Consider the following 24776-nt stretch of genomic DNA (forward strand, 5'->3'; position numbering starts at 1 on the left):
GCTCACGTCTCCGTGCGGTACATCAGGTCCGTCTCGTGGGTGGTGAAGCCGAGGCGCTCGTAGACGGAGACCGCGGCCTTGTTGTCGGCGTCGACGTACAGCATCGCCGTGGGCAGGCCCCGCCCCTCCAGGTGCCGCAGGCCGATGGTGGTGAGGGCCTTGCCCAGGCCGCCGCCCTGGGTGTCGGGGCGGATGCCGAGGACGTACACCTCGCCGAGCCCCTCCTCGGTGTGCTCCTTGGTCCAGTGGAAGCCGATCAGTTCGCCGTCCCGCTCGGCGAGGAAGAATCCCGCCGGGTCGAACCACGGCTCGGCCTTGCGGTCGTCGAGGTCGCGCTGGGTGAGCGAGCCCTGTTCGGGGTGGTGGGCGAAGGCGGCCGCGTTCACGGCGAGCCAGGCCGCGTCGTCCCGGCCGGGCACGAAGGTGCGCACGCTCACGCCCTCCGGCAGCACCGGCTCCGGCAGGTCCAGGCCGGCCAACGGGCGGCGCATCTGCCGCAGTTCCCGGAACAGGGACAGTCCGAGCACCTGCGCGAGATGCCGGGCGGCGGAGTGCCCGCCGTGCGCCCAGACCCGCAGCCGCTTGCCGGACGCGGCGAGCAGCGCGGAGCCCAGAGCCCGCCCGTGCCCGTGGCCCCGGTACGAGGGGTGGACGACCAGCTCGGCGGCCGGCGGCTCGACCGGATCGGTGCCCTCCAGCTGGGCGTAGCCGACGAGTTCACCGCCGTCGAGGGTGAGCAGGAGATGCGCGACGCCCTCCCGCGCGGGGCCGCGCAGTTGCAGCCGGCCCTGCTCGGACACGGCGTGCTGTCCGTCGTTCCGGGCCGCCTCGGTGAGCAGGGCGAGGACGGCGTCGGTCTGCTCCGGCGCGAGTTCGGCGAGGGTCTCGATCGAGCGGGGGCGGCCGGGCCGCACGGTGTCGTCGCTGGTCATGCGTACGAGGGTAAAGGGCGGGCGGGGCAAAGCGGCGGCAGCGGACGAGGACGAAGAAGAGGACGAAGAAGAGGGGGAAGAAGAGGGGGAAGAGAGGGACGAAGAGGGGGGCGAAGTTAAACCAGGTCGTAACCCGGAAGCCCTGTCGCGCTACGCGCGTTGACTCTAGGCTGCTGCGCCGACGAGCCGTCTCCTCAGCGGTTCGCGCCACGCACACCCACAGGGGGGCGCATGCCAGCCACAGCACAGTCGCACCAGCCGCGTCGCAGACGCCGTACCAGCCGCCTCCTCGTCGCGGCCGCCACCGTCGTCACCGCCGGAGCGCTCGCCGCGGCGGCACTGCCGGCGTCGGCGAGCCCGGGCGGAGACACCCGGGGCCACGGCGACCACGGCAAGGGCCACGGTCACGGCCACGGCCGCTACCAGGACGTCCAGCTCCTGTCCTTCAACGACCTGCACGGCAACCTGGAGCCGCCCGCCGGTTCCTCCGGCCGCGTCACCGAGGTCCAGCCGGACGGCACGACGAAGACGATCGACGCGGGCGGTGTCGAGTACCTGGCCACCCACCTGCGCGAGGCCCGCAAGGGCAACCGCTACTCCATCACCGCGGCCGGCGGCGACATGGTCGGCGCCTCCCCCCTCCTGTCCGGTCTCTTCCACGACGAGCCGACCGTCGAGGCGCTGAACAAGCTCGACCTGGACGTGACGAGCGTCGGCAACCACGAGTTCGACGAGGGCGCCAGGGAGCTGGCCCGCCTCCAGAACGGCGGCTGCCACCCCACCGAGGGCTGCTACTCGGACAAGGAGTTCAAGGGCGCCGACTACCCGTACCTCGCGGCCAACGTCCTGGACGAGAAGACGAGCAAGCCCATCCTCAAGCCCTACTGGGTGTGGAAGCAGCGGGGCGTCAAGGTCGGCTTCATCGGCGTGACCCTGGAGGGCACCCCGGACATCGTCTCGGCGGAGGGCGTGAAGGGCCTGAAGTTCAAGGACGAGGTCGAGACGATCAACAAGTACGCCAAGGTGCTGCAACGCCAGGGCGTGAAGTCGATCGTCGCGCTCATCCACGAGGGCGGCTTCCCGGCCTCGTCCTCCTACAACTACGACTGCGACTCCCCGGGCGCGGGCGACGGCATCTCGGGCCCGATCGTCGACATCGCCAAGAACATCACGCCGCAGGTCGACGCGCTGGTCACCGGCCACACCCACAACGCGTACGTCTGCACGATCCCCGACCCGGCGGGCAACCCCCGCATGGTCACCTCGGCCTCGTCCTTCGGCCGCCTGTACACGGACACGACGCTGACGTACGACCGCGCCACGGGTGACATCGCCCGTACGTCGGTGAAGTCGGCGAACCACGTCGTCACCCGTGACGTGCCGAAGGCGCCGGACATGACCCGGCTGATCGACAGGTGGAGCACCCTCGCCGCCCCGATCGGCAACCGCCCCATCGGCTACGTCTCCGCCGACATCAACCGCGACGGCACCGAGTCCCCGCTGGGCGACCTGATCGCCGACGCGCAGTTCGCGTACGGCAAGGCGCAGGACCCGGAGACGGACCTGGCCCTGATGAACCCGGGCGGCATCCGCGCCCCGCTGACCTACACGGCCTCCGGCGCCGAGGGCGACGGCGTCGTCACCTACGCCGAGGGCTTCACGGTCCAGCCCTTCGCCAACACGGTGAACCTCAAGGACTACACGGGCGCGCAGCTGATCCAGGTCCTCAAGGAGCAGGTGAGCGGCCCCAACGAGGCGGCCCCGAAGATCCTCCAGGTCTCCTCCGGCCTCACCTACACCCTGGACCTCACCAAGTCGGGCGCGGACCGCGTCGTCACGGACTCCATCCGGCTGAACGGTGCCGCGATCGACCCGACGGCCACCTACCGCGTCGCGTCCAACAGTTTCCTCGCGGGCGGCGGCGACGGCTTCACCACGCTGGGCGAGGGCACGAACGAGCTGGTCGGCGCGGACGACCTGGCGGCCTTCGAGCAGTACCTGACGGCCAACTCCTCGGCGACCGCCCCGATCACGCCCCCGGCGGCGGACCGGATCACGGTCGTGCGGTAGGCGGCCCGTCCGGCTCCGGTCGGCCCCCGCCGGCGGCTCCCGTCTCCGGCGGGGGCACCGGCGCCCCCGGCAGCCGTACGGTCGCCACCGTGCCGCTGCCTTCCCCGGCCGGAGTCAGGCCCACCGTGCCGCCCGCCTGCTGCACCGTCCGCGCCACGATGGACAGGCCGAGGCCCGAGCCGGGCAGGGCGCGGGCGTCCGGGGAGCGCCAGAAGCGGTCGAAGACGTGGGGGAGTTCGTCGGCGGGGATGCCGGGGCCGTGGTCGCGGACGGTGAGGACGCCGTCGGCGAGGCGGACGTCGACCGTGCCGCCGTCCGGGCTGAACTTCACGGCGTTGTCCAGGATGTTGACCACCGCGCGTTCCAGGGACGCCGGTTCCGCCCGTACGTACCAGGGGTGCACGTCCGCCTCGATGGTCAGCTCCGGGCCGCGCAGCCGGGCTCGGCGCAGGGCCGACTCGACGACGTCGTGCCAGGCGAGGATGCGGGTGCGGCCCTCGTGCTGGCCGGTGTCGGGGCGGGAGAGTTCCTGGAGGTCGCCGATGAGCGCCGCCAGTTCCGTCATCTGGGCCTTGACCGAGGCGAGCAGTGCCTTGCGGTCGGCCTCCGGGATCGGGCGGCCGGTCTCCTCGCTGCGGGTGAGCAGCTCGATGTTGGTGCGCAGCGAGGTGAGGGGGGTGCGCAGTTCGTGGCCCGCGTCGGCGATCAGTTGCTGTTGCAGGTCGCGGGAGCTGGCCAGGGACGAGGTCATGCTGTTGAAGGACCGGGAGAGGCGGGCGATCTCGTCGTCGCTGTCGTCCGCGACCGGGATGCGCACGGTGAGGTCCTCGGTGCGGGCGACGTGCTCGACGGCCTCGGTCAGTTCGTCGACGGGGCGCAGGCCGGTCCGGGCCACCCACAGGCCGGCGGCGCCGGCGCCGACGACCCCCGCGCCGGCGACGATCGCGAGCACCAGGGCGAGGTCGTTGAGGGAGCGGTTCACCTCGCCCAGTGGTCGCGCGGCGGAGACGGCCACGCCCAGCTCGGGCAGCCCCTGGTAGGTGTAGACCCGGTACTGGGCGCCGTCGGGCCCCGTGGCGTCGTGCAGCGCGTCGGTGGACCGGCCCTCGGCCACGGCGTGGTCGGCGTCGCTGAGCGGGATCTCCTGCGTGCCGATGATGAGACAGCTGCCGCCCGTGCCGTCCACGAGCTGGACGGACGAGCCGAAGGGGTTCTGCTCGTGGGTGACGGGATCGTGGGCGCACGCACCCGAGCGCAGGTTGACGTACTGGCTCACCTGCGCCTTGCTCATGCGATTCGCCTTGAGCGCCTCGTCCAGCGAGCTGACCAGCACGCTCTTGACCACGAACCAGCAGGCGACCGCCGCCGCCGCCACCGCGAACGCCACCGCCGCCGCCACCAGCAGCGACAGCCGCGCCCGGATGGGCAGCGCGCGGACCCGGCGGGCCAGGCCTGTCACTCGGCGCCGCCCTGCCGCAGGACGTAGCCGACGCCGCGGACGGTGTGCACCAGGCGCGGCTCGCCGCCCGCCTCGGTCTTGCGGCGCAGGTACATGACGTACACGTCGAGGGAGTTCGACGACGGTTCGAAGTCGAAGCCCCAGACGGCCTTCAGGATCTGCTCCCGGGTGAGGACCTGGCGCGGGTGCGCCATGAACATCTCCAGCAGGGTGAACTCCGTGCGGGTCAGCTCCACCGGGCGTCCGGCCCGCGTGACCTCCCGCGTCGCCAGGTCCATGGTGAGGTCGGCGAAGGCGAGGGTGTCGTCGTCGGCGGCGGTGGCCTCCACGGCGGCCGCGTAGGAGCTGCGGCGCAGCAGCGCGCGGATGCGGGCGAAGAGTTCGTCCAGCTCGAAGGGCTTGACCAGGTAGTCGTCGGCGCCGGCGTCCAGCCCGGTCACCCGGTCGCCGACGGTGTCGCGGGCCGTCAGCATCAGGATCGGGGTCAGGTCGCCCGCGCCGCGGATGCGGCGGGATGCGGTCAGGCCGTCCATGCGGGGCATCTGGATGTCCAGGACGACGAGGTCCGGGCGGTACGCCGCCGCCTTCTCCAGCGCGTCGGCGCCGTCGACCGCGACCTCGGTGTCGTACCCCTCGAAGGCGAGGCTGCGCCGGAGGGCCTCGCGGACCGCCGGCTCGTCGTCGACGATCAGGATGCGCTGGGTCTCACGGTCGCGGTCACGGTCGCCGTCTGCGGGGCTCATGGGCTCGGGTCCTCGGATGCGGTCGGGTACGGGTACGGGTACGGGGGTCAACGCTTTCAGCGTCGCACGTCTTCGCGCCCGCTCGGCTGCTCGTCAGTTGCTCGCGCCCGCCCGCAGGTCGGGCAGGTCTGCCTTGACCGTGTTGATCGGGATGGCGAAGCCCAGGCCCACGCTGCCGGCGCTCGCGGAGGACTCGGTCGCCGAGTACATCGCGGAGTTGATGCCGATGATGTTGCCGTTCATGTCGATCAGCGCGCCGCCGGAGTTGCCCGGGTTGAGGGAGGCGTCGGTCTGGATCGCCTTGTACGTGGTCGTGGACGAGCCGGTGTCGCCGTTGAACTGCTGCCCGCCGAACTCGAAGGGCCACTGACCGCCGCGCTGCTGCTGTTGCTGCTGCCCCTCGTCGGTGGAGACGGTCACGTCCCGGTCGAGGGCGGAGACGATGCCGCTGGTCACGGTGCCGGTCAGGCCCTCGGGGGAGCCGATGGCGACGACCTGGTCGCCGACCCCGATGCCGTCGGAGTCGCCGAGGGTGGCGGCCTTCAGGCCGGAGGCGTTCTCGAGCTTGATCAGTGCGAGGTCCTTCTTGCTGTCGGTGCCGACGACCTGGGCGGTGTACTGCTTGCCGTCGTGCGTCGTCACCTTGACGGAGGAGGCACCGGCGACGACGTGGTTGTTGGTGATGATCTCCCCGTCGTCGGTGATGATCACACCGGAACCGGTGGAGGAGCCGGCGTTCGAGGTGGCGTTGATCTCCACGATGCTCGGGCTGACCGCCTTCGCGACGCCGGAGACCGTGCCCTTCTGGCTGGAGGCCACCACGTTGGTGCTGGTGGAGCCGGTGGCGACGGTGTCGCTGCCGGTCAGCTCCTGGATGCCGTACGCCGTGCCGCCGCCGACGGCCGCCGCGACGATCGCCACGGCCACGAGGAGGGCGGCGGGGCCGCGCCGCCGGGCCGGTCGCCCGCCGTGCGGCGGCTCGGGCAAGGGCTGCGTGGGGTGGCTCCCGGGCGGCTGCGCCGGCGGGGGCGGCCACTCCGGGTTGACGGGAGAGACGGGAGAGGAGGCGTGCTGGTGGGGTCCCTGGTACGGGTTCGCGTGCTCGTACTCGCCGTTCTGGCGGAGGCTCTCGGTCATGTCCATGAGCTTCCCGCCCGTGGATGAGAGCGGCCTGAGTGCTGCCTGAGAAGCCCGGCAGAACCTCGTATGCCCGATATAAAGGCGCCCGGCCCCGACCCCTGTTCGGCGGCTACAGGCAGCCGCAGGACTGCCGTACGACCAGCTGCGAGGGGAACACCTTCAGCCGTTCGCGGCGGGAGCCCGCCACTCGCAGGCCGTCGTCGAGGACCAGGTCCACCGCGGACCGCGCCATCGCCGACCGGTCCGAGGCGACCGTCGTCAGCGGCGGGTCGGCGAGGTTCGCCTCCTTGATGTCGTCGAAGCCCGCGACCGCCAGCTCGCCGGGGACGTCGATGCGCAGCTCGCGGGCCGCGCGCAGCAGGCCGATCGCCTGGTCGTCGGTGGAGCAGAAGATCGCGGGCGGGCGCTGCGGCCCGGAGAGCAGCTCCAGACCCACGCGGTACGCGTCGTAGCGGTTGTACGGCGCTTCGAAGAGCCGGCCCTCGGTGGGGAGCCCGGCCTCCTTCATCGCGCGCTTCCAGCCCTCGACGTGGTCGGAGACCGGGTCGCCCACGGACGGGGTCTCGGCGGTGCCGCCCATACAGGCGACGTACTCGTACCCGTGCTCCAGCAGGTGGCGTACGGCGAGCTGGGCGCCGCCCAGGTCGTCGGTGACGACGGCGACGTCGTCGATGGCCTCGGGACGCTCGTGCAGCAGGACCACCCGGGCGTCCCAGGCGTCGATCTCGGCGGCGGCGTTGTCGTTCAGCGCGTGGCTGACCAGGATCAGGCCGGACACCCGCATGCCGAGGAAGGCGCGCAGGTAGTGGACCTCGCGCTCGCCGACGTAGTCGCTGTTGCCGACGAGCACCATCTTCCCGCGCTCGGAGGCGGCCCACTCGACCGCGTGCGCCATCTCCGCGAAGAACGGCTGGCGCGCGTCCGGCACGATCAGGCCTATGAGGTCCGTGCGCCGCGACGCCATCGCCTGGGCGACCCGGTCCGGGCGGTACCCCAGTTCCTTGATCGCGGCGAGGACACGCTCGCGCGTGGCCGGGGCGACCGGCCGGGGTCCGTTGTTGATGACATAGCTGACGACGGCGGTGGAAGTCCCCGCCAGCCGCGCCACATCATCCCGAGTCACCTTGGCCACGCGCGGAGTCTACGCGGATGGACCCGCTCCGGGCAGGGCGTATCACACCTTGGATGACCTCGCGCCCGCCGCCCCGTCCTTCTCGGCCGCCGCCTTCCCGGGCTCCTCGGCCTTCCCGCTCTTCTCGTCCTTCCCGCGCTTCTCGTTCTTCTCGCCCTTGTCGGGCTTCTCCGGTGTCACGAAGCGGTAGCCGACGTTGCGGACGGTGCCGATCAGCGACTCGTGCTCGGGGCCGAGCTTGGCGCGAAGCCGCCGTACGTGGACGTCGACCGTGCGGGTGCCGCCGAAGTAGTCGTAGCCCCACACCTCCTGGAGCAGCTGGGCGCGGGTGAACACGCGGCCGGGGTGCTGGGCGAGGTACTTCAGCAGCTCGAACTCCTTGAAGGTCAGGTCCAGGACCCGGCCCTTGAGCTTCGCGGAGTACGTCGCCTCGTCCACCGACAGGTCGCCGTTGCGGATCTCCATGGGGGAGTCGTCGCCGCCGAGCTGCTGGCGTCCCGTGGCCAGCCGCAGCCGCGCCTCGACCTCCGCCGGGCCGGCGGTGTCGAGCAGCACGTCGTCGATGCCCCAGTCGGCGGTGACGGCGGCCAGCCCGCCCTCGGTGACGATGAGCACCAGAGGGCAGCTGAGGCCCGTGGAGCGCAGCAGCTGGCACAGGCTGCGGATCTGGGGGAGGTCGCGGCGGCCGTCGACGAGGATGACGTCGGCGCCCGGGGTGTCGACGAGGGCGGGGCCCTCGGCGGGGGCGACGCGTACGTTGTGCAGCAGCAGGCCGAGGGCGGGGAGCACCTCCGTCGACGGCTGGAGGGCGTTGGTCAGGAGCAGCAGAGAACTCATCGCGCCCCACCTGCCTGGGACGGTTCGTGGTCGTGCCCGGTTCGCTCGCCCATAACGTCTGGTTCCTCCTGGGTCCCTGCGAGGACGTTTGCGGCACTGCTTCGTACGTGTGGCGTCCGGGAGGTGAATGCCCGGCGACCGCCCGACGACCGCCCGGCATCGCTCCCGAAAGCACAAAAGGACCCGGGGGCTACGTTGCCCGAGTCCTCTGCCCAGCAGAATAGCCGACATGAGCAACCGACCGGCGGGTCATGTGGCGCGTTCCACCCGTCGTCCAGGACATCGTCCGCATCCCGAGACACCCCGGGGAGCGCCGCGCCGCACACCCGCGCGCACCTTCCTCCGTACGGCCGACGGTGTCCCCGTCGACGCCGTGTACGAGCCGGGCCCGGCCGACCGCGACCCCTCTGACCTGGTCTTCGTCGTCGCGCACGGCTTCACGGGCGACGCGGACCGGCCGCACGTGCGGCGCATCGCCGCGGCGTTCGCGCGGCACGGTGCCGTGGTCACGTTCTCCTTCCGGGGGCACGGCGCGTCCGGCGGGCGGTCCACCGTCGGGGACCGCGAGGTGCTCGACCTGGCGGCGGCGGTCGCGTGGGCGCGCGGCTTCGGGCACGCGCGCGTGGTGACCGTCGGCTTCTCCATGGGCGGCTCGGTGGTCCTGCGGCACGCCGCGCTGTACGCCGATGACGCCGCGGCGGGCACGGACGCCGTCGTCTCGGTCAGCTCCCCGGCCCGCTGGTACTACCGGGGCACGGCACCCATGCGCCGCCTGCACTGGCTGGTCATGCGCCCCGCCGGGCGCCTGGTGGGCCGCTACGGCCTGCGCACCCGTATCCACCACCGGGACTGGGACCCGGTGCCGCTGTCGCCGGTGGCGGCGGCCGGGCGGATCGCGCCGACGCCGCTGCTGATCGTGCACGGCGACCGGGACGGCTACTTCCCCCTCGACCACCCCCGGATGCTGGCCGAGGCGGCCGGTGACCACGGCGAACTCTGGCTGGAGCCCGGCATGGGCCACGCCGAGAACGCCTCGGACGAGGCGCTGCTGCACCGCATCGGCGACTGGGCGGTGGCGCGGGCGGGCTAGCCTGAGCTTGTTCATCGCCGACGACGAAGGAACGAGATGGCAAAGGTCACGGTGCGCTACTGGGCCGCCGCGAAGGCCGCGGCGGGGGTGGCCGAGGAGCCGTACGACGCGGCGACGCTCGCCGACGCGCTCGGCGCGGTGCGCGAGCGGCACCCCGGCGAGCTCACGCGCGTGCTGCTGCGCTGCTCGTTCCTCGTCGACGGCGACCCCGTGGGTAAGCGCGCACATGAGACGGTACGGCTGGCCGAGGGCGGCACGGTCGAGGTGCTCCCGCCGTTCGCAGGAGGGTGAGCGATGACCGACCAGCCGCATCAGCCGTACGGGCAGCAACCGTACGAGGGACACGACGCGCAGGCGTGGCCCGGGCAGCAGCCGCACCAGCAGTACCAGGGGTACCAGGGGTACGGGGAGCAGCAGCCGGACCCGAACGCCGACCAGTACACGCAGCAGTGGCAGGGGCAGACCTGGGAGACGCAGGTGCAGCCGCCGGTCTCCGCGGAGGAGACGGCGTACCTGCCGCCGCACGCCCAGCCGCAGCCTGAGCCGTACCCGCCGCAGGGCTACGGACAGCCGTACGGACACCCGCAGCCGCAGCCGCAGCAGTACCAGTCCCAGGCACAGCCGTACGCGCAGCAGCAGCCGCAGCCGCAGGCCCAGCCCTCGCCCGAGCCGTACGCGCCACCCGCGCCCGCGCCCGCGCCCGACCCCACCCCCGCGCCCGCCCCTGCCTCCGCCGCCGATCCGGGCTACGGACCGGCCACCGTCGCCGGGAACACGCGGATCACCGACGCGCAGCGGGCGCGGGCCGAGGGGCGTTCGCCGATCATCGACCCGGGGATGCAGCCGGCCGGTCTCACCGCGCTGCTCGGGCTGCTGCTGTCCGGCGCGGCGGCGCTCGGCACGTACGCCCTGCTCGTCCCGCTCGTCGTCCTCCAGGCGGTCACCGCGGCGGGCTGGTTCCGGCTGAACGGCATGTGGCCCGCCCGGCAGGGCATCGCGCTGGGCTTCCTGGGCGCGCTCGCCGCCGACGCGGCGCTGCTGGTGTCGGACCGCTCGCCGGCGGCGATCCTCGGCACGCTCGGGGTGTGGGTGCTGCTCTCCCTCGTCCTGCAACTGCGCTCGCACGCCGACCCGGACGAGCGGATGTACGGCCTGATGGCGACCATCGCGGCGGCGGCCCTGGCGGTCGTCGCGGGCGGGTACCTCGCCGCCGACGCGGACGCGGTGGCCGTCGGCGGGATCGCGGTCGCCGTGGCCGCCGTGGCCCGCGCGCTGCCGCTGCCGACCCCGGCGTCCGTGGTCGTCGCGCTGCTCGCGGCGGCCGGAGCGGGGATCGCGGTCGGCTCGATGACGGACTTCGGGGCGTCGGGGGCGCTGCTGGGCGCGGGCGCGGCGGTGTGCGCGCTGATCGGCCTGCGGGTCGCGGCGTACGACTACCCCTCCCGCTTCGTCCACTTCACGGCGGGCGTGGCCCTGCCCCTCGCGGCGGCGGCCCCGGCCGTGTACGTCCTGGGCCGGGCCCTGGCCTGAGCCCCGGGGGCGCCGTCACAGGTGTCGGCGCCCCCTGTCACAGGTGTTCGACAAAACCCGGGGGGTGTCCGGGGCCCGCGTTACGCTCGCGCTGGACGGCCGCCGGTCGTCGGTCGTCGGGTCCGCCGTCGTCGAGCGTCCAGGGTTGGGGAAGCACCGCATGCGCGCACTGCGAATACTGTTGATCGTCGTCGTGATCCTGGGCGGCCTCTTCGTGATCGCCGACCGTGTTGCCGTCAACTTCGCCGAGGGCGAGGCGGCGGACAAGCTGCGCAGCACCGAGAACCTGGCCTCGACGCCGGACGTCTCCATCAACGGCTTCCCCTTCCTCACCCAGGTCGCCGGCGGTTCGCTGGACGACGTGGAGGTCGGCATCGACGACTACGAGGCGTCCACCGGCAACGGCGGCGAGAAGATCCGCATCGCCGAGCTGCGGGCGCACATGAAGGGCGTCGAGTTCTCCGGCGACTACAGCTCCGCCACCGCGGCCACCGCCACCGGCACCGCGACCGTCGGCTACGACGAGCTGATGAAGGCCACCAAGTCCGAGCCCACGGAGATCGCGCCCGGCATCTCGGCCAAGGTCGTCGGCCTCTCCGACGGCGGCAACGGCAAGATCAAGGTGTCGTTGCAGGCCACGGTCCTCGGTGTCGAGGTGCCCGAGCCGGTCGAGGTGCTCAGCTCGGTCAAGGTCAAGGACGACGACGTCGAGGTCGTCGCCGACGGCCTGCCGGAGATCGGCGGCAGGCAGCTCGCCGAGTCGCGGATCCGGGCCATCACCGACTTCCAGCAGACCATCGACGAGCTGCCGGGCGGCATCGAGCTGGACAAGGTCGAGGCGGCGAAGGACGGCGTCGAGATCACGGTGAAGGGTTCGAACGTCAAGCTGGCCGGGTAGGACGGGGGTCGGCGCCGGCGGCCCGCCGCGCGCAGGCCGCGCCGTCCGACAGGCGAGACGGCGCTGTCCGTACCGCAGAAGCGACCCGACCCGCGCCGCGTCGGGCGGCCCTCCGAACCGGGGCGTCGGGCCTCTCGATCCCATATCTCGGACGTTCTCGTCTCATCATGCGACACGTCGGTGACACGGCCCGCCCTCAATCCTTACGATCGGGTCCTATGAAGCAACAGGCGGACCTCACGAAGCGGCGGGCAGTGGACCTGTGCCGCGTCGCCGCCATGCTCTGTCGCACTTTCTGAGGCGGACGGCGACGACGCCGTCCGTATCCCCTCATCCCCCGCCCGCCCGGCCTGCCCCGGGCCCCCGCGCGCCGCGCCGCCGCCCGGCCCGAGTGCGCACACCCTCGCACCGCACGCCCCGCCGCCAACTGCCCCGGAGGAGAAAACATGAGCCGCAGCGACGTCCTGGTCGACGCCGACTGGTTGCAGGACCACCTGGACGACCCGACCATCGCGATCGTCGAGGTGGACGAGGACACGTCCGCCTACGAGAAGAACCACATCAAGAACGCGATCCGGATCGACTGGACCCAGGACCTCCAGGACCCGGTCCGCCGCGACTTCGTCGACCAGGAGGGCTTCGAGAAGCTCCTGTCGAAGAAGGGCATCTCCAACGACCAGACCGTGGTCCTCTACGGCGGCAACAACAACTGGTTCGCGTCCTACGCCTACTGGTACTTCAAGCTGTACGGCCACGACGCGGTCAAGCTCCTCGACGGCGGCCGCAAGAAGTGGGAGCTGGACGCCCGCGAGCTGGTCCCCGGCGACGAGGTGCCCCAGCGCGCCGCCACCGACTACAAGGCCAAGCCGCAGAACACCGCGATCCGCGCGTTCCGCGACGACGTCGTGAAGGCGATCGGTGCGCAGAACCTGGTCGACGTCCGCTCGCCCGACGAGTTCTCCGGCAAGCTGCTCGCCCCGGCCCACCTCCCGCAGGAGCAGTCGCAGCGTCCGGGCCACGTCCCGTCCGCCCGCAACATCCCGTGGTCGAAGAACGCCAACGACGACGGCACCTTCAAGTCGGACGACGAGCTCAAGCAGCTCTACACCGACGAGCAGGTCGACCTGGCGAAGGACACCATCGCCTACTGCCGCATCGGCGAGCGCTCCGCCCTGACCTGGTTCGTCCTGCACGAGCTGCTCGGCGTGGAGAACGTCAAGAACTACGACGGCTCCTGGACCGAGTACGGCTCCCTGGTCGGCGTGCCGATCGAGCTCGGCGCCGCGAAGTAAGCGACACGGGTACGGCACCCGCCGACCTTTCCCAACACACCTCAGGAGTTACGCCATGTGCGGAGCGAAGGCCGGCGGCCCCGACGCCTCGACGATCAAGCCCGGTGAGACCACCATCCAGGGTCAGGTGACCCGCGACGGCGAGCCGGTGACGGGCTACGTCCGTCTGCTGGACGCCACCGGCGAGTTCACGGCGGAGGTCCCGACCTCCGCGACGGGCCAGTTCCGCTTCTACGCGGCCGAGGGCACCTGGACCGTACGCGCGCTGATCCCGGGCGGCAGCGCCGACCGCACGGTCGTCGCCCAGCAGGGCGGTCTGGCGGAGGTCGCGATCGCCGTCTGACGGCGGCAACGGCCGAAGGGGCCGCACCCACCGGGTTGGACGCCTGGGGTGCGGCCCCTTCGGCGTGTCCGGACGTGGGGTCCGGACCTACTCTGGAGGTATGTACGCGCGGCGGCGGCACGTCTACTTCGCCATGATGGGGACCTGCATCGTCCTCTTCGTCCTGGCCTGGGGAGTCGTGCGCCTCTGGTCCGTCCCGGCGGCCGTCGGCCTGTGCGTGTTCACGATGCTCATCCCGCCGGTCGCCGCGATGGTCGCCAACCGGCGTGGCCCGGACGACCGCTGGTGGGACGACCCCTCCGGCGACCCCGAGTCCGACAAGTGGTGGGACGAGCTGGACGGCAAGAAGCCGCCCCGCCGCCAGGACCGGCCCTAGCCCCCGCGGGGAGTGCCCCCGCGTTCATGGCTACGCGCGGTCCAGGCCCCCGAGGAGGCGCTCCAGGCAGCGCGCCGCCAGATCGGCCGGTGAGCCGGGCCCCTCGGCCCCCGCCTCCGTGCCGGCCCAGGTCTCCATCGCGATCCGGACGGCGTCGGTCGCGGCGGCGGCCACCAGCCGTACCTCCAGCCGGCCGGCGCCCTCGTCCGCGGGCCCGTCCGCGTCCCCCTCCGCCGGGCCCACCAGGCTCGCGATCACCGGGACGAGCCGCTCCTCCGACTCCTGGTTCACGCGGTACCAGACGGCCCGCAGCGCCGGATCGTTCCCGGCGGCCCGCAGCAGCCCGCGCGTACGCAGCAGTGCCTCGGCGGCCTGGGCGTCGGGCACGGCCAGCGCCTGTTCCGCGGCGGCCCGCAGTGCCGGGCCGAGCGGCGTGCCCGGCGCCGTGCTCTCCAGCAGCCCGCGCCAGCGGTCGGCGCCGTCCGTGAGCAGGGGGCCGACGGCGTCCTGCTTGGAGCGGAAGTAGCGGTAGAAGGTGCGCAGCGCGATCCCGGCGCGCTGGGCGATCTCCTCGGCCGTCGTGGCGTCCGGGCCCCGGGTGGCGAAGAGTTCGGCCGCCGCGTGCGCGATGTCGAGTTGCGTGGCGGCCTTGCGGCGCTCGGTCAGCGACGGGGAGGGGGACGACGGGGGCGGGGACGACGGGGACGGCTCGGTGCTCACCCCAGAAGAGTACGGCCCGCTACCCGCTCGTGGCATGCCGTGACGTAGTGGCAAACCGTGTCACTTAGTCGTACGGTGACTCTCATGAACCACATGCATCGTTATGAAGGCCGTCGCGCCCTGGTCACCGGCGGCGGCTCGGGCATAGGCCAGGCCACCGTGCTGCGTCTGCTCGCGGAGGGCGGCACCGTCGTGGCCGCCGACGTCAGCGAGGCGGGCCTGAAGGACACCCTGGAGAAGGCGGGGGCCCACGCGGACCGGCTCACCACGCTCGTCGTCGACATCGCCGACGAGACCTCGGTGCGCGAGGGCGTCAAGGCCGCGACGGACGCGCTGGGCGGCCTCGACGTCCTGGTCAACGCGGCCGGGATCCTGCGCTCCTCGCACACCGCGGAGACCAGCCTCGCGGACTTCACCCGGGTCCTGACGGTGAACCTCGTCGGCACCTTCCTGGTGATCCGCGAGTCGATCCCGGCGCTCCTGGAGGGCGAGGACGCGGCGGTGGTCAACTTCAGCTCGACGTCGGCCGTGTTCGCGCACCCGTACATGGCGGCCTACGCCGCGAGCAAGGGCGGCGTCCAGTCCATGACCCACGCGCTGGCCAGTGAGTACGCGGGCCGGGGCGTCCGCTTCACCGCCGTGCAGCCCGGGTCCATCTCGTCCGGCATGACGGACGGCAGCGGGGCCAGTGGCCAGAGTGCCGGCCCCGGGCTGCCCGAGGACGCCGACATGGCCCTCTTCGCCAAGCTCTCCCCGGCGCTCGGCCAGGGGTTCGCGGGTCCGGAGACGGTGGCGTCGGTCGTCGCGATGCTGGCCTCGGAGGACGGCCGCTTCGTCACCGGCACCGAGGTCCGCGTCGACGGCGGCACCCACTTCTGAGGGCGCTCGCCCCCAGGACACCCCGGACAGGGCCCCAGGCAGGGCCCCAGACAGGACCCCAGAAAGGAAGGTACGCACCATGCACGACCTGACCGGCAAGAACGTGATCGTCACAGGCGGCGCCCGCGGCCTGGGCGCGGAGGCGGCCCGGCAGGCCGTCGCCGCCGGAGCCCGCGTCCTGATCACCGACGTCCTGGACGACGACGGCGAGCGCACCGCCCGCGAGCTCGGCGACCGCGCCCGCTTCCTGCACCACGACGTGACCTCCGAGGAGGACTGGCGGCGCGTCGCCGACTTCGCCGTCACCGAGTTCGGGGCGCTGCACGGCCTGGTGAACAACGCCGGCATCTCGACCGGCAGCCTGCTGGAGGCGGAGTCCGTCGAGCACTTCCGCAAGGTGCTCGACATCAACCTCACCGGCGTCTTCATCGGCATGAAGACCGTGATCCCCGCGCTGAAGGAGGCCGGCGGCGGATCGATCGTCAACATCTCGTCCGCCGCGGGCCTGATGGGCCTCGCCCTCACGGCCGGCTACGGCGCCTCCAAGTGGGGCGTACGCGGGCTCACGAAGATCGGCGCCGTGGAGCTGGGCACCGCCCGCATCCGCGTGAACTCCGTGCACCCCGGGATGACGTACACCCCGATGACCGCCGCCACCGGCATCGAGCGGGGCGAGGGCAAGTACCCCAACACGCCCATGGGCCGGGTCGGCGAGCCCGGTGAGATCGCCGGCGCGGTCGTCTTCCTGCTGTCGGACGCCGCGTCCTACGTCACCGGTGCCGAACTCGCCGTGGACGGCGGCTGGACCACGGGCCCGACCGTGGCGTACGTCATGGGCCAGTGAGCCCCGGCGCGGCCGGCGCGGCCCTCAGTAGACGAGGGCCTGCGTGTCGTCGGCCAGCGCCTCCTGCACGAAGACCTGCGCTCCCGCGATGCGTACGCCCTCGATGACGTCCTTCTCGGTGAGGTCGCGCCGGGCCGCGCACTGCGTGCACAGCGTCACCCGGCCGCCCGCCAGCAGCGAGTCCAGCAGGTCGGGCAGCGGTGCGGCGTGCGGCAGCTCGAACTCGGCCGCGCGCCCCGGCACCGCGAACCAGGCGGACTCCCCGGTCAGCCACAGCGACACGTCGACCCCACTGGCCACGGCCACCGCCGCGACCGTGAACGCCTGAGAACACCGCTCGGGCGCGTCCGCCCCCGCCGTCACCTTGATCACGAGTTTCTTGGCCATGGCCGAATCGTAATCAACGCCGCCACAACCCTGGTGCCGGGCTGTGGGTCTCCTGTGCGCACGTTTGATCGAATGCATCATGCACGTTCTGTGGGGGGACGTCTTGGAAGAGGAAACGGAACCGGAGGCGGAACCGCAAACGGAACCGCGAACGGAGGGCTCGGCCCCGGCCGACGGGACGGTGCCGGAGCCACGGCCGCGCCGACGCGGCCGCACCACCGCGCTCGTCTGCACCGCCGCCGTACTCGGGCTGGTCGCCGGCGTCTGCGCCGGCTACCTCGTGCAGGCCGACCGGGAGCCGACGGAGCTGCCGTCGTTGGCCCGGCCGTTGGCCGCGCCCGGCAAGGGCGAGGTGCCGCAGCGGCTGCCCGCCGCGCAGGACCGCAGGGTGCGCACCGACGGCGACCTGCGGGAGCTGCTGCTGGAGAAGCCGCGCGACGCCGAGGACCTCGGGTGGTCGGAGGGCGAGGACGGCTGGATGGACCTCGCCACGTACGCGGAGACCTATCAGCGGCCGGGCGAGCAGTTCGACGCGCTGCTCGACGACGAGTTCCGCCGGGCGGCCGTCGGCGGCTGGTACGTCGAAGGCGCCTACGTGGTGAGCATCCGGCTGATCCAGTTCCGCCAGGAGGAGGTTCTGGTGGCGGGGGAGAAGGTCGCCGGGGCGAAGTACTGGGCGGCGGCGCAGGAGGACACCGACAGCTGGCCCGTCCCGGGGACCGGGGACGGGCGGGCGTACGTCCACGGGCTGCCCACCAGCGAACCGGGAGAGCCGCCGCTGTACACCGCGGAGGCGCACGCCCGGCGGGGCGACGTGGCCATGGAGATCTGGGTCAACGGCGACAAGCGGATCAGCAAGAAGACGATCCTGGACCTGGCCGAGCGGCAGATGGAGCGCCTGTGAACGAGACACCGCACACCGACGTTCTCACCGGGCCCGGCGACTCCACCGGGCCGAGCGAGGCCGATACGCCCGTGGCGCCCGACGCGGTCGACGCGCGGCCCGTGCGTGGCCGGCGTCTCGCGGTGGCCGGCACCGCGCTCGTGCTGGCGGCCGTCACCGTCGCGGGCGCCGGGTACACCGTTGTGACCGTGCGGGACGCCGACCGCAGCCCTGGCGCCCCCACCCTGGCGCTTCCCAAGGCCGGGCAGGAGAAGAAGGCGGCGCAGGCACCGGCTCCGGCCGGAGCCGCCGGTCTGGCCCAGGCCCTCGTGCCGTACCGGAACGACGCCTGGTCGCGCGGCCCCGACCTCGGGGAGTTCGGCTCGGACGCCACGCTGAGCGGCGCCCAGGCCACCGCCCTGCGCAAGGAGTCACTGACCGGCCTGCCCCGCTCCGAGCGCAAGGAGCTGGAGAAGGCGATCGACCGTCGGCACATCACGGGCATGGTGATGCGGAACTACGCCGGTGGCGGCCACTTCACCGACGACGGACAGACGGGCGCGGCCACGGTGACCATCGTGCTCTCCCGCATGGGGAACCGGTCGGCGGTCCGCGACATGGCCACGCGGCAGAACGACTTCTTCGCGGCGATGGACCTCTTCCGTGAGGGCCCGCGCATCAAGGGCCACAAGGACGCCAAGTGCTTCCGGCTGTCCGCGGAGACCGACCAGGAACTCGACATGGTCTTCTGCGCCGCCTACGAGGGAGACGTGCTGGTCACCGTCACCGCCGACAGCGTGCGGCCGCTCGACACCGAGAGCTTCACCGAGCTGGTGACCGAACAGCTCGACCGCATCGCCGAGCCCGGGGAGTCCGTATGACCGAGCAGACCACCCCGCCGGCGCCCGCCCTCCCGCCGGTGCCGGACACCCCGCCGCCCCCGCCCCCGGTCGCGGAGCCGGAACCGGCGCCGGGGAAGCGGGACCGCCGCGTGCTGCGCGCCGTGCTGCGCTGGAGCACGGCCGTCGCCGTGTTCGCGGCCGTCGGGTCGGTGACGGCGTACGGCGTCACCCGCGTGGAGCGCACGGACGTACCCGGCCTGGCGACCGAGTCGGACGGACGGTGGGACTACCCCGCGCTCACCGCCGCACCGCTGCCGGCCGGTAGCCCGGGACCGTTCGCCGAGGAGAACGCGGCGGGCGCCCACTACGCCGACCTGCGCGACCTGGTCCTGCCTGCTCCCGAGGGCGCGAAGGCGGACAAGGCGCTGCGCGGAAAGGACGGCTGGCTGCCCACCGACGTCTTCCTCCGGGAGTACCGGGTGGAGGAGGACCGGGACTCCCTGCGGCGAACGCTGGTCGACACGGGACTGCGGCACATCGCCGCCCGCGGCTGGACCACGCCGGACGGCACCCGGACGCGGATCTACCTGCTGCACTTCGACACCGCGGCCGTCGTGGACGAACTCCAGGCCGTCCGTATCGCGCCCGCCCTCAACCCCGCCTTCGGTGTGCGCGGCGAGGACCTGTCCGTGCCCGCCGAGACCTTCCCCGACGAGAGGCTTCCGGACGAGGCCCGGTTCGACGACGTCAGGTACACCTTCTACGTCGAACCCGAGCCGTACGGCGACGAACAGGTGCGCCAGGCCTACCTCGGCGTCGGTGACGTGCTGGCCGTCGTCCTTCAGAGCCGCAAGGGCGGCGCCCGGGTGGTGCCCTTCCAGCAGACCGTCGTCCTCCAGACCCAACTGCTGCACTGATCCGCCGGGCGGACCCACGGGGCCCGTGCACTCGGCGTCAGACCGCGAAGGTGATCGTCACCAGCAGCGTCGCGACGCACAGCACGGTCAGCAGCCCGCTGACGGTGGCACCGTCGAGCCGGGTGCGCCGCCGGTGCCGGGCCCTCTGCTTCGGCACGGGCCTCGGCGGGTGGTCCGGATGGAACGGCGGCATCGCGAAGCCGGGGGAGAGGGGAGCCCGGTCCCGCCGCGGCGCGAGCCGCTGCGCCCGCCGGCACTCCTCGTAGGGCAGTCCGCCGTCGTACGTCATCCCTCGTGCTCCTTGCGCTGGTGCTGGCGCAGCAGGACGTTCGCGTCCGACACCGCGCTGTGGTCGAACGCCGCGCGTGCGGTCTCCCGCCGGTCGGCGAGCCAGGTGCAGGCCTCGCAGTCGGGGACCGGCAGGGGCGGCCGGTCCCCGTCACCGGTGGCCGGGGGCGTGGCGAGGGTGCGGTCGTTCGCAGCGCGCAGGCTCGCCCCGAGGCGCTCCCGGTCGGTCGCCGGGCGCAGCGCCGCCGGCTCCGCCTCCCACTCCCGCCCGCCGCCGAGCGGGCGGAGCATCACCCGCGCCCCGCTGCGGCCCCGGTACTCACCGACCTTCGCGGCGGCGGTGTCGTAGAGCACGGTGCCGGGCTCGTAGGTGGCCGGTTCTGTTCTCACGGGTCCGCTCCCTTACGTCAACATCTATACGGAATGCGACAGTTGCCCTACTCTGCGTAGTGGTGGGCAGTTACGAGCATGACCCACGGCGGGGGTCGCCAAGCCCGGAACGGCCGCTAGTGCCACAACGGGCGCTCCAAATTCCACAAATTCCACAGCCGGGAGGGGTGCGGTGCCGCAGCGGAGGGCGATCACGGGTCGCAGTCAGGAGCCGAGGGCACGGTTCGCGGAGGAGCTGCGGCTGCTGCGCAACGGGCGGGGCGTGTCCCTGCGGGGCGTCGCGGAGGTGGTGGGCTGGGACGCGTCCCAGTTCGGGAAGATGGAGAACGGCCACACCCTGGGCGGCCCGGAGATCGTCGAGGCGCTGGACCAGTACTACGGCACGGGCGGCATGCTGCTCACGCTGTGGGAGCTGGCGGTGGCCGATCCCACGCAGTTCCGCGAGCAGTATCGGCGGTACATGATCCTGGAAGCCGAGGCGATCAGCCTGTGGCACTACGCGGTGAGCGCACCGCCGGGCCTGCTCCAGACCGCCGGGTACGCGCGCGAGGCGCTGGCCGTGGGCTGGCTCAAGGGGCCTGAGCTGGAGCAGCAGGTCGAAGCCCGTCTCGGCCGACGGCAACTGCTCGACGGGGAGGCCCCACCGCCATTTCGCGTCATCCTCTCCGAGGCGGTGCTGCGCACGTCGCTGCGCGACGTGGAGGCGTGGCGGGAGCAGCTGGCCCACCTGGCGGAGATGGCCGGGCGCCCCGGCATCACCCTCCAGGTACTGCCGTTTCGTGCGGGTCCGCACGGTCTGATGAACACCGCGGTGAAATTCCTGCGGCTGCCGAACGGCCGTGTCGTCGCGTATACCGAGAACGACCTGCGCGGTGAACTGGTGGAGGAAAACGCCTCAGTTGAGCTGCTGCAACGTAGGTACGATGCGATGCGGGACTTGGCGCTGCCACCGGCCGAGTCGCGCGAGTTCATCCTGCGGACGTTGGAGGAAGCGCCATGCGAGTCGTCGATCTGAGCGCCGTCTCTTGGCGTAAGAGCAGCTACAGCAACACGAGCGGCGGCGACTGCGTCGAGGTCTCCGACGATCTCCTCCGCGACGCCGACTGGCGTAGGAGCAGCTACAGCAACACCAGCGGCGGCAACTGCCTCGAGGTCGCCCCCAACCTCCCCTCCCTCGTCCCCGTCCGGGACAGCAAGGACCCCGCCCGCGGAGCCCTTCTCTTCGCCGCGCCCGCGTGGGTCGCGTTCCTGGACGGAGTCCGGCGAGAAGAGCCGGGGCGGGCCGCGTAAGCTGGGGCCGGCCCTGTTTATGCCCCCCGCTCAAGGAGCACCCCGTGGAGATCTTCTTCGAAGCCCTGCTGGTCCTGGTCTGCGTCGGCGTTCTCGCCTTCGCCGGTCTGACCGTGAAGAAGCTGTACCAGGGCCAGCGCTGATCACCGACGCCAGGAAGTAAGTCCGCTCATGATCGAGATCCCGTCCGACCTGCACAAGGACCTCGTCCCCCTCGCCTTCCTCCTCGGGAACTGGGCGGGCGCGGGCGTGCACGACTTCCCCGGCGCCGAGAAGTGCAATTTCGGCCAGGAGGTCTCCTTCACCCACGACGGCCGGGACTTCCTGGAGTACCAGTCCCACACCTGGGTGCTGGACAACGACGGCAACAAGGTCCGCCCGCTGGAGTCGGAGCACGGCTTCTGGCGCATCGACGCGAACCGCAAGGTCGAGGTGACGATGACGCGCGACGACGGCGTCATCGAGATCTGGTACGGCGAGATGGCGAACCAGAAGCCCCAGATCGACCTGGTCACGGACGCGGTGGCCCGCACGGCGGCTGCTCGGCCCTACACCGGCGGCAAGCGGCTGTACGGCTACGTCAAGAGCGACCTGATGTGGGTCGGCGAGAAGCAGACCCCCGAGGTCGAGCTGCGCCCGTACATGTCGGCGCACCTGAAGAAGGTCGTCACCCCGGAGGACGTCGAGCGCTGGGCCAAGGCCCTCCCCGACGACATGCCGGACGACGGGATCGCATTCTTCAAGTAGTCCTAGACTCATGGGTGTGGTGAGCACCGACTGGAAGAGCGACCTCAGGCAGCGTGGCTACCGGCTGACCCCCCAGCGGCAGCTGGTGCTCGAAGCCGTCGACACCCTGGAGCATGCGACCCCGGACGACATTCTGGGCCAGGTGCGCAAGACGGCCTCCGGGATCAACATCTCCACCGTGTACCGCACGCTGGAGCTGCTGGAGGAGCTGGGCCTGGTCAGCCACGCCCACCTGGGGCACGGGGCGCCCACCTACCACCTGGCGGACCGGCACCACCACATCCACCTGGTCTGCCGGGACTGCACCAACGTGATCGAGGCCGACCTGTCGGTGGCCGCCGACTTCACCGCCAAGCTGCGCGAGCAGTTCGGCTTCGACACGGACATGAAGCACTTCGCGATCTTCGGCCGGTGCGAGAGCTGTTCTCTGAAGGGCGCAACTACCGAGTCGTAAGCGAGTCGTAGGCTGGGCGTATGAAGAGCCCCCTGCTGTCCCTGCCCGGCGCCGTTCCCGCCGAGGGTGTGGACGAAGGCGTCGCCGCCCACTACGGCGACCTGTTCCGCGAGCAGCGTGCCCTCGCCGACGGCACCGGCTTCGTCGACCTCTCCCACCGCGGTGTCGTCACCGTCACGGGCGACGACCGGCTGAGCTGGCTGCACCTGCTGCTCACCCAGCACGTCAGCGACCTGCCCGTCGGCCAGGCCACCGAGGCGCTGGTCCTGTCCGCGAACGGCCACATCGAGCACGCGCTGTACCTCGTCGACGACGGCACGACCGTCTGGGCGCACGTCGAGCCCGGCAGTCAGGAGGCGCTGATCGCCTACCTGGAGTCGATGAAGTTCTTCTACCGGGTCGAGGTCGCCGACCGCACCGCCGACACCGCGGTCGTGCACCTGCCGGCCGGGTCGATCGCCCGGGCTCCCGCCTCCGCCGCGGTCCGCGAGACGCCGTACGGGCGCGACCTCTTCCTGCCGCGGGAGGAGCTGGAGGCGTTCGCCGCCGAGGCCGGGCCCGCGGCCGGGATCCTCGCCCACGAGGCGCTGCGGGTCGAGCAGCACCGCCCGCGGCTCGGCTTCGAGACCGACCACCGCACCATCCCGCACGAGCTGGGCTGGATCGGTACCGCCGTGCACCTCCAGAAGGGCTGCTACCGGGGGCAGGAAACCGTCGCCCGGGTGCAGAACCTGGGCAAGCCCCCGCGCCGGCTGGTCTTCCTCCACCTGGACGGCAGCGAGGTCCACCTGCCGCCGAACGGCGCGGAGATCCGCCTCGCGGACGACGGGCCCGACGGCCGGAAGATCGGCTTCGTCACCACCTCCGTACGCCACCACGAGCTGGGCCCGGTCGCCCTCGCCCTGGTGAAGCGCAACGTGCCGGTGGACGCCCGGCTGCTGGCCGAGGAGACCGCGGCCGCCCAGGAGACCGTCGTCGAGCCCTGAGGGGCCGGACTCAGACCTCGACGAGGACCGTGAACGGGCCGTCGTTCGTCAGGGACACCCGCATCTGCGCGCCGAAGCGGCCCGTCGCCACGGTCGCGCCCAGCGAGCGCAGCTGCGCGACGACCTCGTCGACCAGCGGTTCGGCGACGTCGCCGGGGGCGGCGGCGTTCCAGGTGGGGCGGCGGCCCTTGCGGGCGTCGCCGTAAAGGGTGAACTGGCTGATGACCAGCAGCGGGGCGTCGAGGTCGCTGCACGACTTCTCGTCGTGCAGGATCCGCACCGACCAGAGCTTGCGGGCCAGCTGCGCCGCCTTCTCCTTCGTGTCGTCATGGGTGACCCCGACCAGGACGCACAGGCCCTCGCCGTCGATCGCGCCCACGGTCTCGCCGTCCACGACGACGCTCGCGCCGTCGACCCTCTGCACTACTGCACGCATCCCGCAATGATGCCGTGCGCCCCCAGGGTGTGGACGCGCGGGCCCGTAGGGGGTTTCTTTTCGCTGCGAACCCCCCATCTGGGGCCGATCGGGTCCGATCGTGGGCACTCGGTCACATAGCGGCCACCCGGGGTGGCACGATGCTCCCAGACGCCGGGCGAGGGGACGGTTGAGGCGCATGAGCACACCGAGTACGGGGCGGTCGTTCGGGACTGCCGCGTTGACATGTCCGAGTGGCCGGGGCGGTCCGAGCGGTCCGGCCGGTCTGGGTGGTCTGGAGACGCCCCGGGCGCCCGTGCAGCGCACGGACAGTCCGGACCTGCCGGCCGAGCCGCCGGAGCGGGACCTGACCGCGCTGGGTCTGCCGGAGGTGCGCACGCTGCGCCGGGACGCCCAGCGCGAGGAGGCCGACCTCAGCTACGTGCGGAGGCTGCTTCAGGGTCGTATCGACATCCTGCGCGCGGAGCTGGCGGAGCGGGGGTCGACGTCGTCGTCGTCCGTGGTGACCACCGCCGCGACGGGGTCCGTGGTCGAGCGGCTGTCGGAGATCCTCGCCGACGCACCGGCGCGGCAGCGCTCCTCCGCCCGCCACGTGACGCTGGCCACGCCGCGCAGCGAGGAGTGCCGGCGGCTGGCCGCGGAGATGCTCGGCGAGGTGGAGCTGTCCGACCTGGCGGCCCGCACCGACGGCGAGCTGACCGCCGGGATGGGGCGGCTCGTGCGCTACGAGCAGCAGGTGTCCCGGAACCGGCAGCGGCTCCAGCGCACGGCGGACGACTGCAGCGCGGAGATCGCACGCCGGTACCGTGAGGGGGAAGCACAAGTCGACGACCTGCTCGTGTGACACGGGGGGCGGCCATCCGCGCCGCCT

At 72.3% G+C, this 24776-nt stretch carries 30 protein-coding genes; 19 read left to right on the top strand and 11 right to left on the bottom strand.

All coding sequences use genetic code 11. The annotated features are described in order from the left end of the window. Positions 1 to 2: 2 nt before the first annotated feature. Positions 3 to 932 (bottom strand): mycothiol synthase, encoded by a 930-nt coding sequence (gene mshD / locus OHA99_RS20095; protein ID WP_153179127.1) that lies wholly within the window; start codon positions 930 to 932, stop codon positions 3 to 5. Between the two features lie 231 nt (positions 933 to 1163). Between mshD and OHA99_RS20100 the strand changes: the two genes are divergently transcribed. After that, positions 1164 to 3002: a bifunctional metallophosphatase/5'-nucleotidase gene (locus OHA99_RS20100; RefSeq protein ID WP_405697046.1), complete on the top strand. Its 1839-nt coding sequence runs from the start codon at positions 1164 to 1166 to the stop codon at positions 3000 to 3002. Here OHA99_RS20100 and OHA99_RS20105 read toward each other — a convergent pair. The 5 genes from OHA99_RS20105 to glnR all read right to left on the bottom strand — a co-directional run bounded on the left by OHA99_RS20105 (position 2986) and on the right by glnR (position 8313). After that, entirely contained in the window at positions 2986 to 4461 is a 1476-nt protein-coding gene (locus OHA99_RS20105; RefSeq protein WP_405697048.1) for a sensor histidine kinase, read from the bottom strand. The two genes, OHA99_RS20100 and OHA99_RS20105, sit on opposite strands and share 17 nt — an antisense overlap. Beyond that, the gene (locus tag OHA99_RS20110) at positions 4458 to 5204 is read right to left on the bottom strand and encodes a response regulator transcription factor (protein WP_405697050.1); all 747 of its coding nucleotides are present in this window, start codon (positions 5202 to 5204) and stop codon (positions 4458 to 4460) included. The genes OHA99_RS20105 and OHA99_RS20110 overlap by 4 nt, the downstream gene beginning before the upstream one ends. Before the next feature lie 93 nt (positions 5205 to 5297). Beyond that, positions 5298 to 6341, bottom strand: a complete 1044-nt coding sequence (locus OHA99_RS20115) for a S1C family serine protease (protein ID WP_405697051.1) — start codon at positions 6339 to 6341, stop codon at positions 5298 to 5300. 112 nt (positions 6342 to 6453) lie between these two features. Then, positions 6454 to 7476: a LacI family DNA-binding transcriptional regulator gene (locus OHA99_RS20120; protein WP_366473646.1), complete on the bottom strand. Its 1023-nt coding sequence runs from the start codon at positions 7474 to 7476 to the stop codon at positions 6454 to 6456. A gap of 42 nt (positions 7477 to 7518) precedes the next feature. Then, the gene (gene glnR, locus OHA99_RS20125) at positions 7519 to 8313 is read right to left on the bottom strand and encodes a two-component system response regulator GlnR (protein ID WP_153179133.1); all 795 of its coding nucleotides are present in this window, start codon (positions 8311 to 8313) and stop codon (positions 7519 to 7521) included. Positions 8314 to 8542: 229 nt separating this feature from the next. Here glnR and OHA99_RS20130 point away from each other — a divergent pair, with 229 nt between their 5' ends. From OHA99_RS20130 to OHA99_RS20160, 7 genes are all read left to right on the top strand, one after another. Continuing rightward, entirely contained in the window at positions 8543 to 9403 is an 861-nt protein-coding gene (locus OHA99_RS20130; protein ID WP_207627953.1) for an alpha/beta hydrolase, read from the top strand. 36 nt (positions 9404 to 9439) lie between these two features. Beyond that, complete coding sequence (locus OHA99_RS20135; protein WP_007450968.1) at positions 9440 to 9694, top strand: MoaD/ThiS family protein; 255 nt, start codon at positions 9440 to 9442, stop codon at positions 9692 to 9694. Positions 9695 to 9697: 3 nt separating this feature from the next. Next, entirely contained in the window at positions 9698 to 10933 is a 1236-nt protein-coding gene (locus OHA99_RS20140; protein WP_405697055.1) for a hypothetical protein, read from the top strand. Positions 10934 to 11093: 160 nt separating this feature from the next. Further along, entirely contained in the window at positions 11094 to 11831 is a 738-nt protein-coding gene (locus OHA99_RS20145) for a DUF2993 domain-containing protein (protein WP_164384192.1), read from the top strand. 446 nt (positions 11832 to 12277) lie between these two features. Continuing rightward, positions 12278 to 13123 (top strand): sulfurtransferase, encoded by an 846-nt coding sequence (locus OHA99_RS20150; RefSeq protein ID WP_007388824.1) that lies wholly within the window; start codon positions 12278 to 12280, stop codon positions 13121 to 13123. A 55-nt stretch (positions 13124 to 13178) separates the two neighbouring features. Beyond that, a complete protein-coding gene (locus OHA99_RS20155; protein WP_007388823.1) occupies positions 13179 to 13466 on the top strand; it encodes a DUF1416 domain-containing protein in 288 nt (95 codons plus the stop codon). A 100-nt stretch (positions 13467 to 13566) separates the two neighbouring features. Continuing rightward, positions 13567 to 13842, top strand: coding sequence for a DUF3099 domain-containing protein (locus tag OHA99_RS20160; protein ID WP_164384194.1), 276 nt, complete (start codon positions 13567 to 13569; stop codon positions 13840 to 13842). Positions 13843 to 13872: 30 nt separating this feature from the next. Here OHA99_RS20160 and OHA99_RS20165 read toward each other — a convergent pair whose 3' ends face one another. Continuing rightward, positions 13873 to 14562 (bottom strand): TetR family transcriptional regulator, encoded by a 690-nt coding sequence (locus OHA99_RS20165; RefSeq protein WP_165685551.1) that lies wholly within the window; start codon positions 14560 to 14562, stop codon positions 13873 to 13875. A gap of 93 nt (positions 14563 to 14655) precedes the next feature. Here OHA99_RS20165 and OHA99_RS20170 point away from each other — a divergent pair, with 93 nt between their 5' ends. Then, positions 14656 to 15441 (top strand): SDR family NAD(P)-dependent oxidoreductase, encoded by a 786-nt coding sequence (locus OHA99_RS20170; RefSeq protein WP_194280300.1) that lies wholly within the window; start codon positions 14656 to 14658, stop codon positions 15439 to 15441. 79 nt (positions 15442 to 15520) lie between these two features. Next, positions 15521 to 16285 carry a glucose 1-dehydrogenase gene (locus OHA99_RS20175; protein WP_153179139.1) on the top strand — a complete coding sequence of 255 codons (765 nt, stop codon included), beginning with the start codon at positions 15521 to 15523 and terminating at the stop codon, positions 16283 to 16285. Positions 16286 to 16309: 24 nt separating this feature from the next. On the opposite strand, the gene OHA99_RS20180 is transcribed toward OHA99_RS20175, so the two are convergent. Next, positions 16310 to 16672: a DsrE family protein gene (locus tag OHA99_RS20180; RefSeq protein WP_003974797.1), complete on the bottom strand. Its 363-nt coding sequence runs from the start codon at positions 16670 to 16672 to the stop codon at positions 16310 to 16312. A gap of 181 nt (positions 16673 to 16853) precedes the next feature. On the opposite strand from OHA99_RS20180, the gene OHA99_RS20185 reads away from it, so the two are divergent. From OHA99_RS20185 to OHA99_RS20195, 3 genes are read left to right on the top strand one after another with little or no spacing between them, the layout of a single operon-like run. Continuing rightward, positions 16854 to 17576, top strand: a complete 723-nt coding sequence (locus OHA99_RS20185; RefSeq protein ID WP_164384197.1) for a hypothetical protein — start codon at positions 16854 to 16856, stop codon at positions 17574 to 17576. Then, positions 17573 to 18436 (top strand): hypothetical protein, encoded by an 864-nt coding sequence (locus OHA99_RS20190; protein WP_405697059.1) that lies wholly within the window; start codon positions 17573 to 17575, stop codon positions 18434 to 18436. Before OHA99_RS20185 ends, OHA99_RS20190 begins: the two co-directional genes overlap by 4 nt. Beyond that, positions 18433 to 19314 (top strand): hypothetical protein, encoded by an 882-nt coding sequence (locus tag OHA99_RS20195; RefSeq protein ID WP_366473642.1) that lies wholly within the window; start codon positions 18433 to 18435, stop codon positions 19312 to 19314. The genes OHA99_RS20190 and OHA99_RS20195 overlap by 4 nt, the downstream gene beginning before the upstream one ends. 37 nt (positions 19315 to 19351) lie before the next feature. On the opposite strand, the gene OHA99_RS20200 is transcribed toward OHA99_RS20195, so the two are convergent. Together OHA99_RS20200 and OHA99_RS20205 are read right to left on the bottom strand one after the other, a co-directional pair. After that, a complete protein-coding gene (locus OHA99_RS20200; RefSeq protein ID WP_153179142.1) occupies positions 19352 to 19603 on the bottom strand; it encodes a hypothetical protein in 252 nt (83 codons plus the stop codon). Further along, on the bottom strand, positions 19600 to 19992 hold the full coding sequence (locus OHA99_RS20205; RefSeq protein WP_366473641.1) for a hypothetical protein: 393 nt from the start codon (positions 19990 to 19992) through the stop codon (positions 19600 to 19602). The genes OHA99_RS20200 and OHA99_RS20205 overlap by 4 nt, the downstream gene beginning before the upstream one ends. Positions 19993 to 20164: 172 nt before the next feature. Between OHA99_RS20205 and OHA99_RS20210 the strand changes: the two genes are divergently transcribed. The 5 genes from OHA99_RS20210 (at position 20165) to OHA99_RS20230 (ending at position 23469) form a co-directional block, all read left to right on the top strand. Then, positions 20165 to 21007 carry a helix-turn-helix domain-containing protein gene (locus OHA99_RS20210; protein WP_405697062.1) on the top strand — a complete coding sequence of 281 codons (843 nt, stop codon included), beginning with the start codon at positions 20165 to 20167 and terminating at the stop codon, positions 21005 to 21007. Continuing rightward, positions 20989 to 21282, top strand: a complete 294-nt coding sequence (locus OHA99_RS20215; RefSeq protein WP_405697064.1) for a DUF397 domain-containing protein — start codon at positions 20989 to 20991, stop codon at positions 21280 to 21282. The genes OHA99_RS20210 and OHA99_RS20215 overlap by 19 nt, the downstream gene beginning before the upstream one ends. A 171-nt stretch (positions 21283 to 21453) precedes the next feature. Then, positions 21454 to 22029 carry an FABP family protein gene (locus OHA99_RS20220; RefSeq protein WP_153179145.1) on the top strand — a complete coding sequence of 192 codons (576 nt, stop codon included), beginning with the start codon at positions 21454 to 21456 and terminating at the stop codon, positions 22027 to 22029. Between the two features lie 16 nt (positions 22030 to 22045). Next, a complete protein-coding gene (locus OHA99_RS20225) occupies positions 22046 to 22483 on the top strand; it encodes a Fur family transcriptional regulator (protein WP_164384204.1) in 438 nt (145 codons plus the stop codon). 20 nt (positions 22484 to 22503) lie between these two features. Next, positions 22504 to 23469, top strand: coding sequence for a folate-binding protein YgfZ (locus OHA99_RS20230; protein ID WP_153179149.1), 966 nt, complete (start codon positions 22504 to 22506; stop codon positions 23467 to 23469). A gap of 10 nt (positions 23470 to 23479) precedes the next feature. Here the strand turns inward: OHA99_RS20230 and dtd are convergent, their stop codons facing one another. Further along, entirely contained in the window at positions 23480 to 23905 is a 426-nt protein-coding gene (dtd, locus tag OHA99_RS20235) for a D-aminoacyl-tRNA deacylase (protein ID WP_153179150.1), read from the bottom strand. Positions 23906 to 24083: 178 nt separating this feature from the next. Between dtd and OHA99_RS20240 the strand changes: the two genes are divergently transcribed. Then, on the top strand, positions 24084 to 24749 hold the full coding sequence (locus OHA99_RS20240) for an aerial mycelium formation protein (protein WP_153179151.1): 666 nt from the start codon (positions 24084 to 24086) through the stop codon (positions 24747 to 24749). The last annotated feature ends 27 nt before the right edge of the window (positions 24750 to 24776 follow it).

Origin of the sequence: Streptomyces coelicoflavus (genome assembly GCF_045041415.1) — a bacterium.
Classification (GTDB): domain Bacteria; phylum Actinomycetota; class Actinomycetes; order Streptomycetales; family Streptomycetaceae; genus Streptomyces; species Streptomyces coelicoflavus.

Coding starts and splice junctions, on each gene's coding strand:
- mshD (WP_153179127.1), bottom strand. CDS start 932: ATGACCAGCGACGACACCGTGCGGCCCGGCCGCCCCCGCTCGATCGAG.
- OHA99_RS20180 (WP_003974797.1), bottom strand. CDS start 16,672: ATGGCCAAGAAACTCGTGATCAAGGTGACGGCGGGGGCGGACGCGCCC.
- glnR (WP_153179133.1), bottom strand. CDS start 8,313: ATGAGTTCTCTGCTGCTCCTGACCAACGCCCTCCAGCCGTCGACGGAG.
- OHA99_RS20215 (WP_405697064.1), top strand. CDS start 20,989: ATGCGAGTCGTCGATCTGAGCGCCGTCTCTTGGCGTAAGAGCAGCTAC.
- OHA99_RS20135 (WP_007450968.1), top strand. CDS start 9,440: ATGGCAAAGGTCACGGTGCGCTACTGGGCCGCCGCGAAGGCCGCGGCG.
- OHA99_RS20200 (WP_153179142.1), bottom strand. CDS start 19,603: ATGACGTACGACGGCGGACTGCCCTACGAGGAGTGCCGGCGGGCGCAG.
- OHA99_RS20240 (WP_153179151.1), top strand. CDS start 24,084: ATGAGCACACCGAGTACGGGGCGGTCGTTCGGGACTGCCGCGTTGACA.
- OHA99_RS20150 (WP_007388824.1), top strand. CDS start 12,278: ATGAGCCGCAGCGACGTCCTGGTCGACGCCGACTGGTTGCAGGACCAC.
- dtd (WP_153179150.1), bottom strand. CDS start 23,905: ATGCGTGCAGTAGTGCAGAGGGTCGACGGCGCGAGCGTCGTCGTGGAC.
- OHA99_RS20170 (WP_194280300.1), top strand. CDS start 14,656: ATGCATCGTTATGAAGGCCGTCGCGCCCTGGTCACCGGCGGCGGCTCG.
- OHA99_RS20155 (WP_007388823.1), top strand. CDS start 13,179: ATGTGCGGAGCGAAGGCCGGCGGCCCCGACGCCTCGACGATCAAGCCC.
- OHA99_RS20140 (WP_405697055.1), top strand. CDS start 9,698: ATGACCGACCAGCCGCATCAGCCGTACGGGCAGCAACCGTACGAGGGA.
- OHA99_RS20100 (WP_405697046.1), top strand. CDS start 1,164: ATGCCAGCCACAGCACAGTCGCACCAGCCGCGTCGCAGACGCCGTACC.
- OHA99_RS20220 (WP_153179145.1), top strand. CDS start 21,454: ATGATCGAGATCCCGTCCGACCTGCACAAGGACCTCGTCCCCCTCGCC.
- OHA99_RS20110 (WP_405697050.1), bottom strand. CDS start 5,204: ATGAGCCCCGCAGACGGCGACCGTGACCGCGACCGTGAGACCCAGCGC.
- OHA99_RS20195 (WP_366473642.1), top strand. CDS start 18,433: ATGACCGAGCAGACCACCCCGCCGGCGCCCGCCCTCCCGCCGGTGCCG.
- OHA99_RS20175 (WP_153179139.1), top strand. CDS start 15,521: ATGCACGACCTGACCGGCAAGAACGTGATCGTCACAGGCGGCGCCCGC.
- OHA99_RS20160 (WP_164384194.1), top strand. CDS start 13,567: ATGTACGCGCGGCGGCGGCACGTCTACTTCGCCATGATGGGGACCTGC.
- OHA99_RS20115 (WP_405697051.1), bottom strand. CDS start 6,341: ATGACCGAGAGCCTCCGCCAGAACGGCGAGTACGAGCACGCGAACCCG.
- OHA99_RS20145 (WP_164384192.1), top strand. CDS start 11,094: ATGCGCGCACTGCGAATACTGTTGATCGTCGTCGTGATCCTGGGCGGC.
- OHA99_RS20130 (WP_207627953.1), top strand. CDS start 8,543: ATGAGCAACCGACCGGCGGGTCATGTGGCGCGTTCCACCCGTCGTCCA.
- OHA99_RS20230 (WP_153179149.1), top strand. CDS start 22,504: ATGAAGAGCCCCCTGCTGTCCCTGCCCGGCGCCGTTCCCGCCGAGGGT.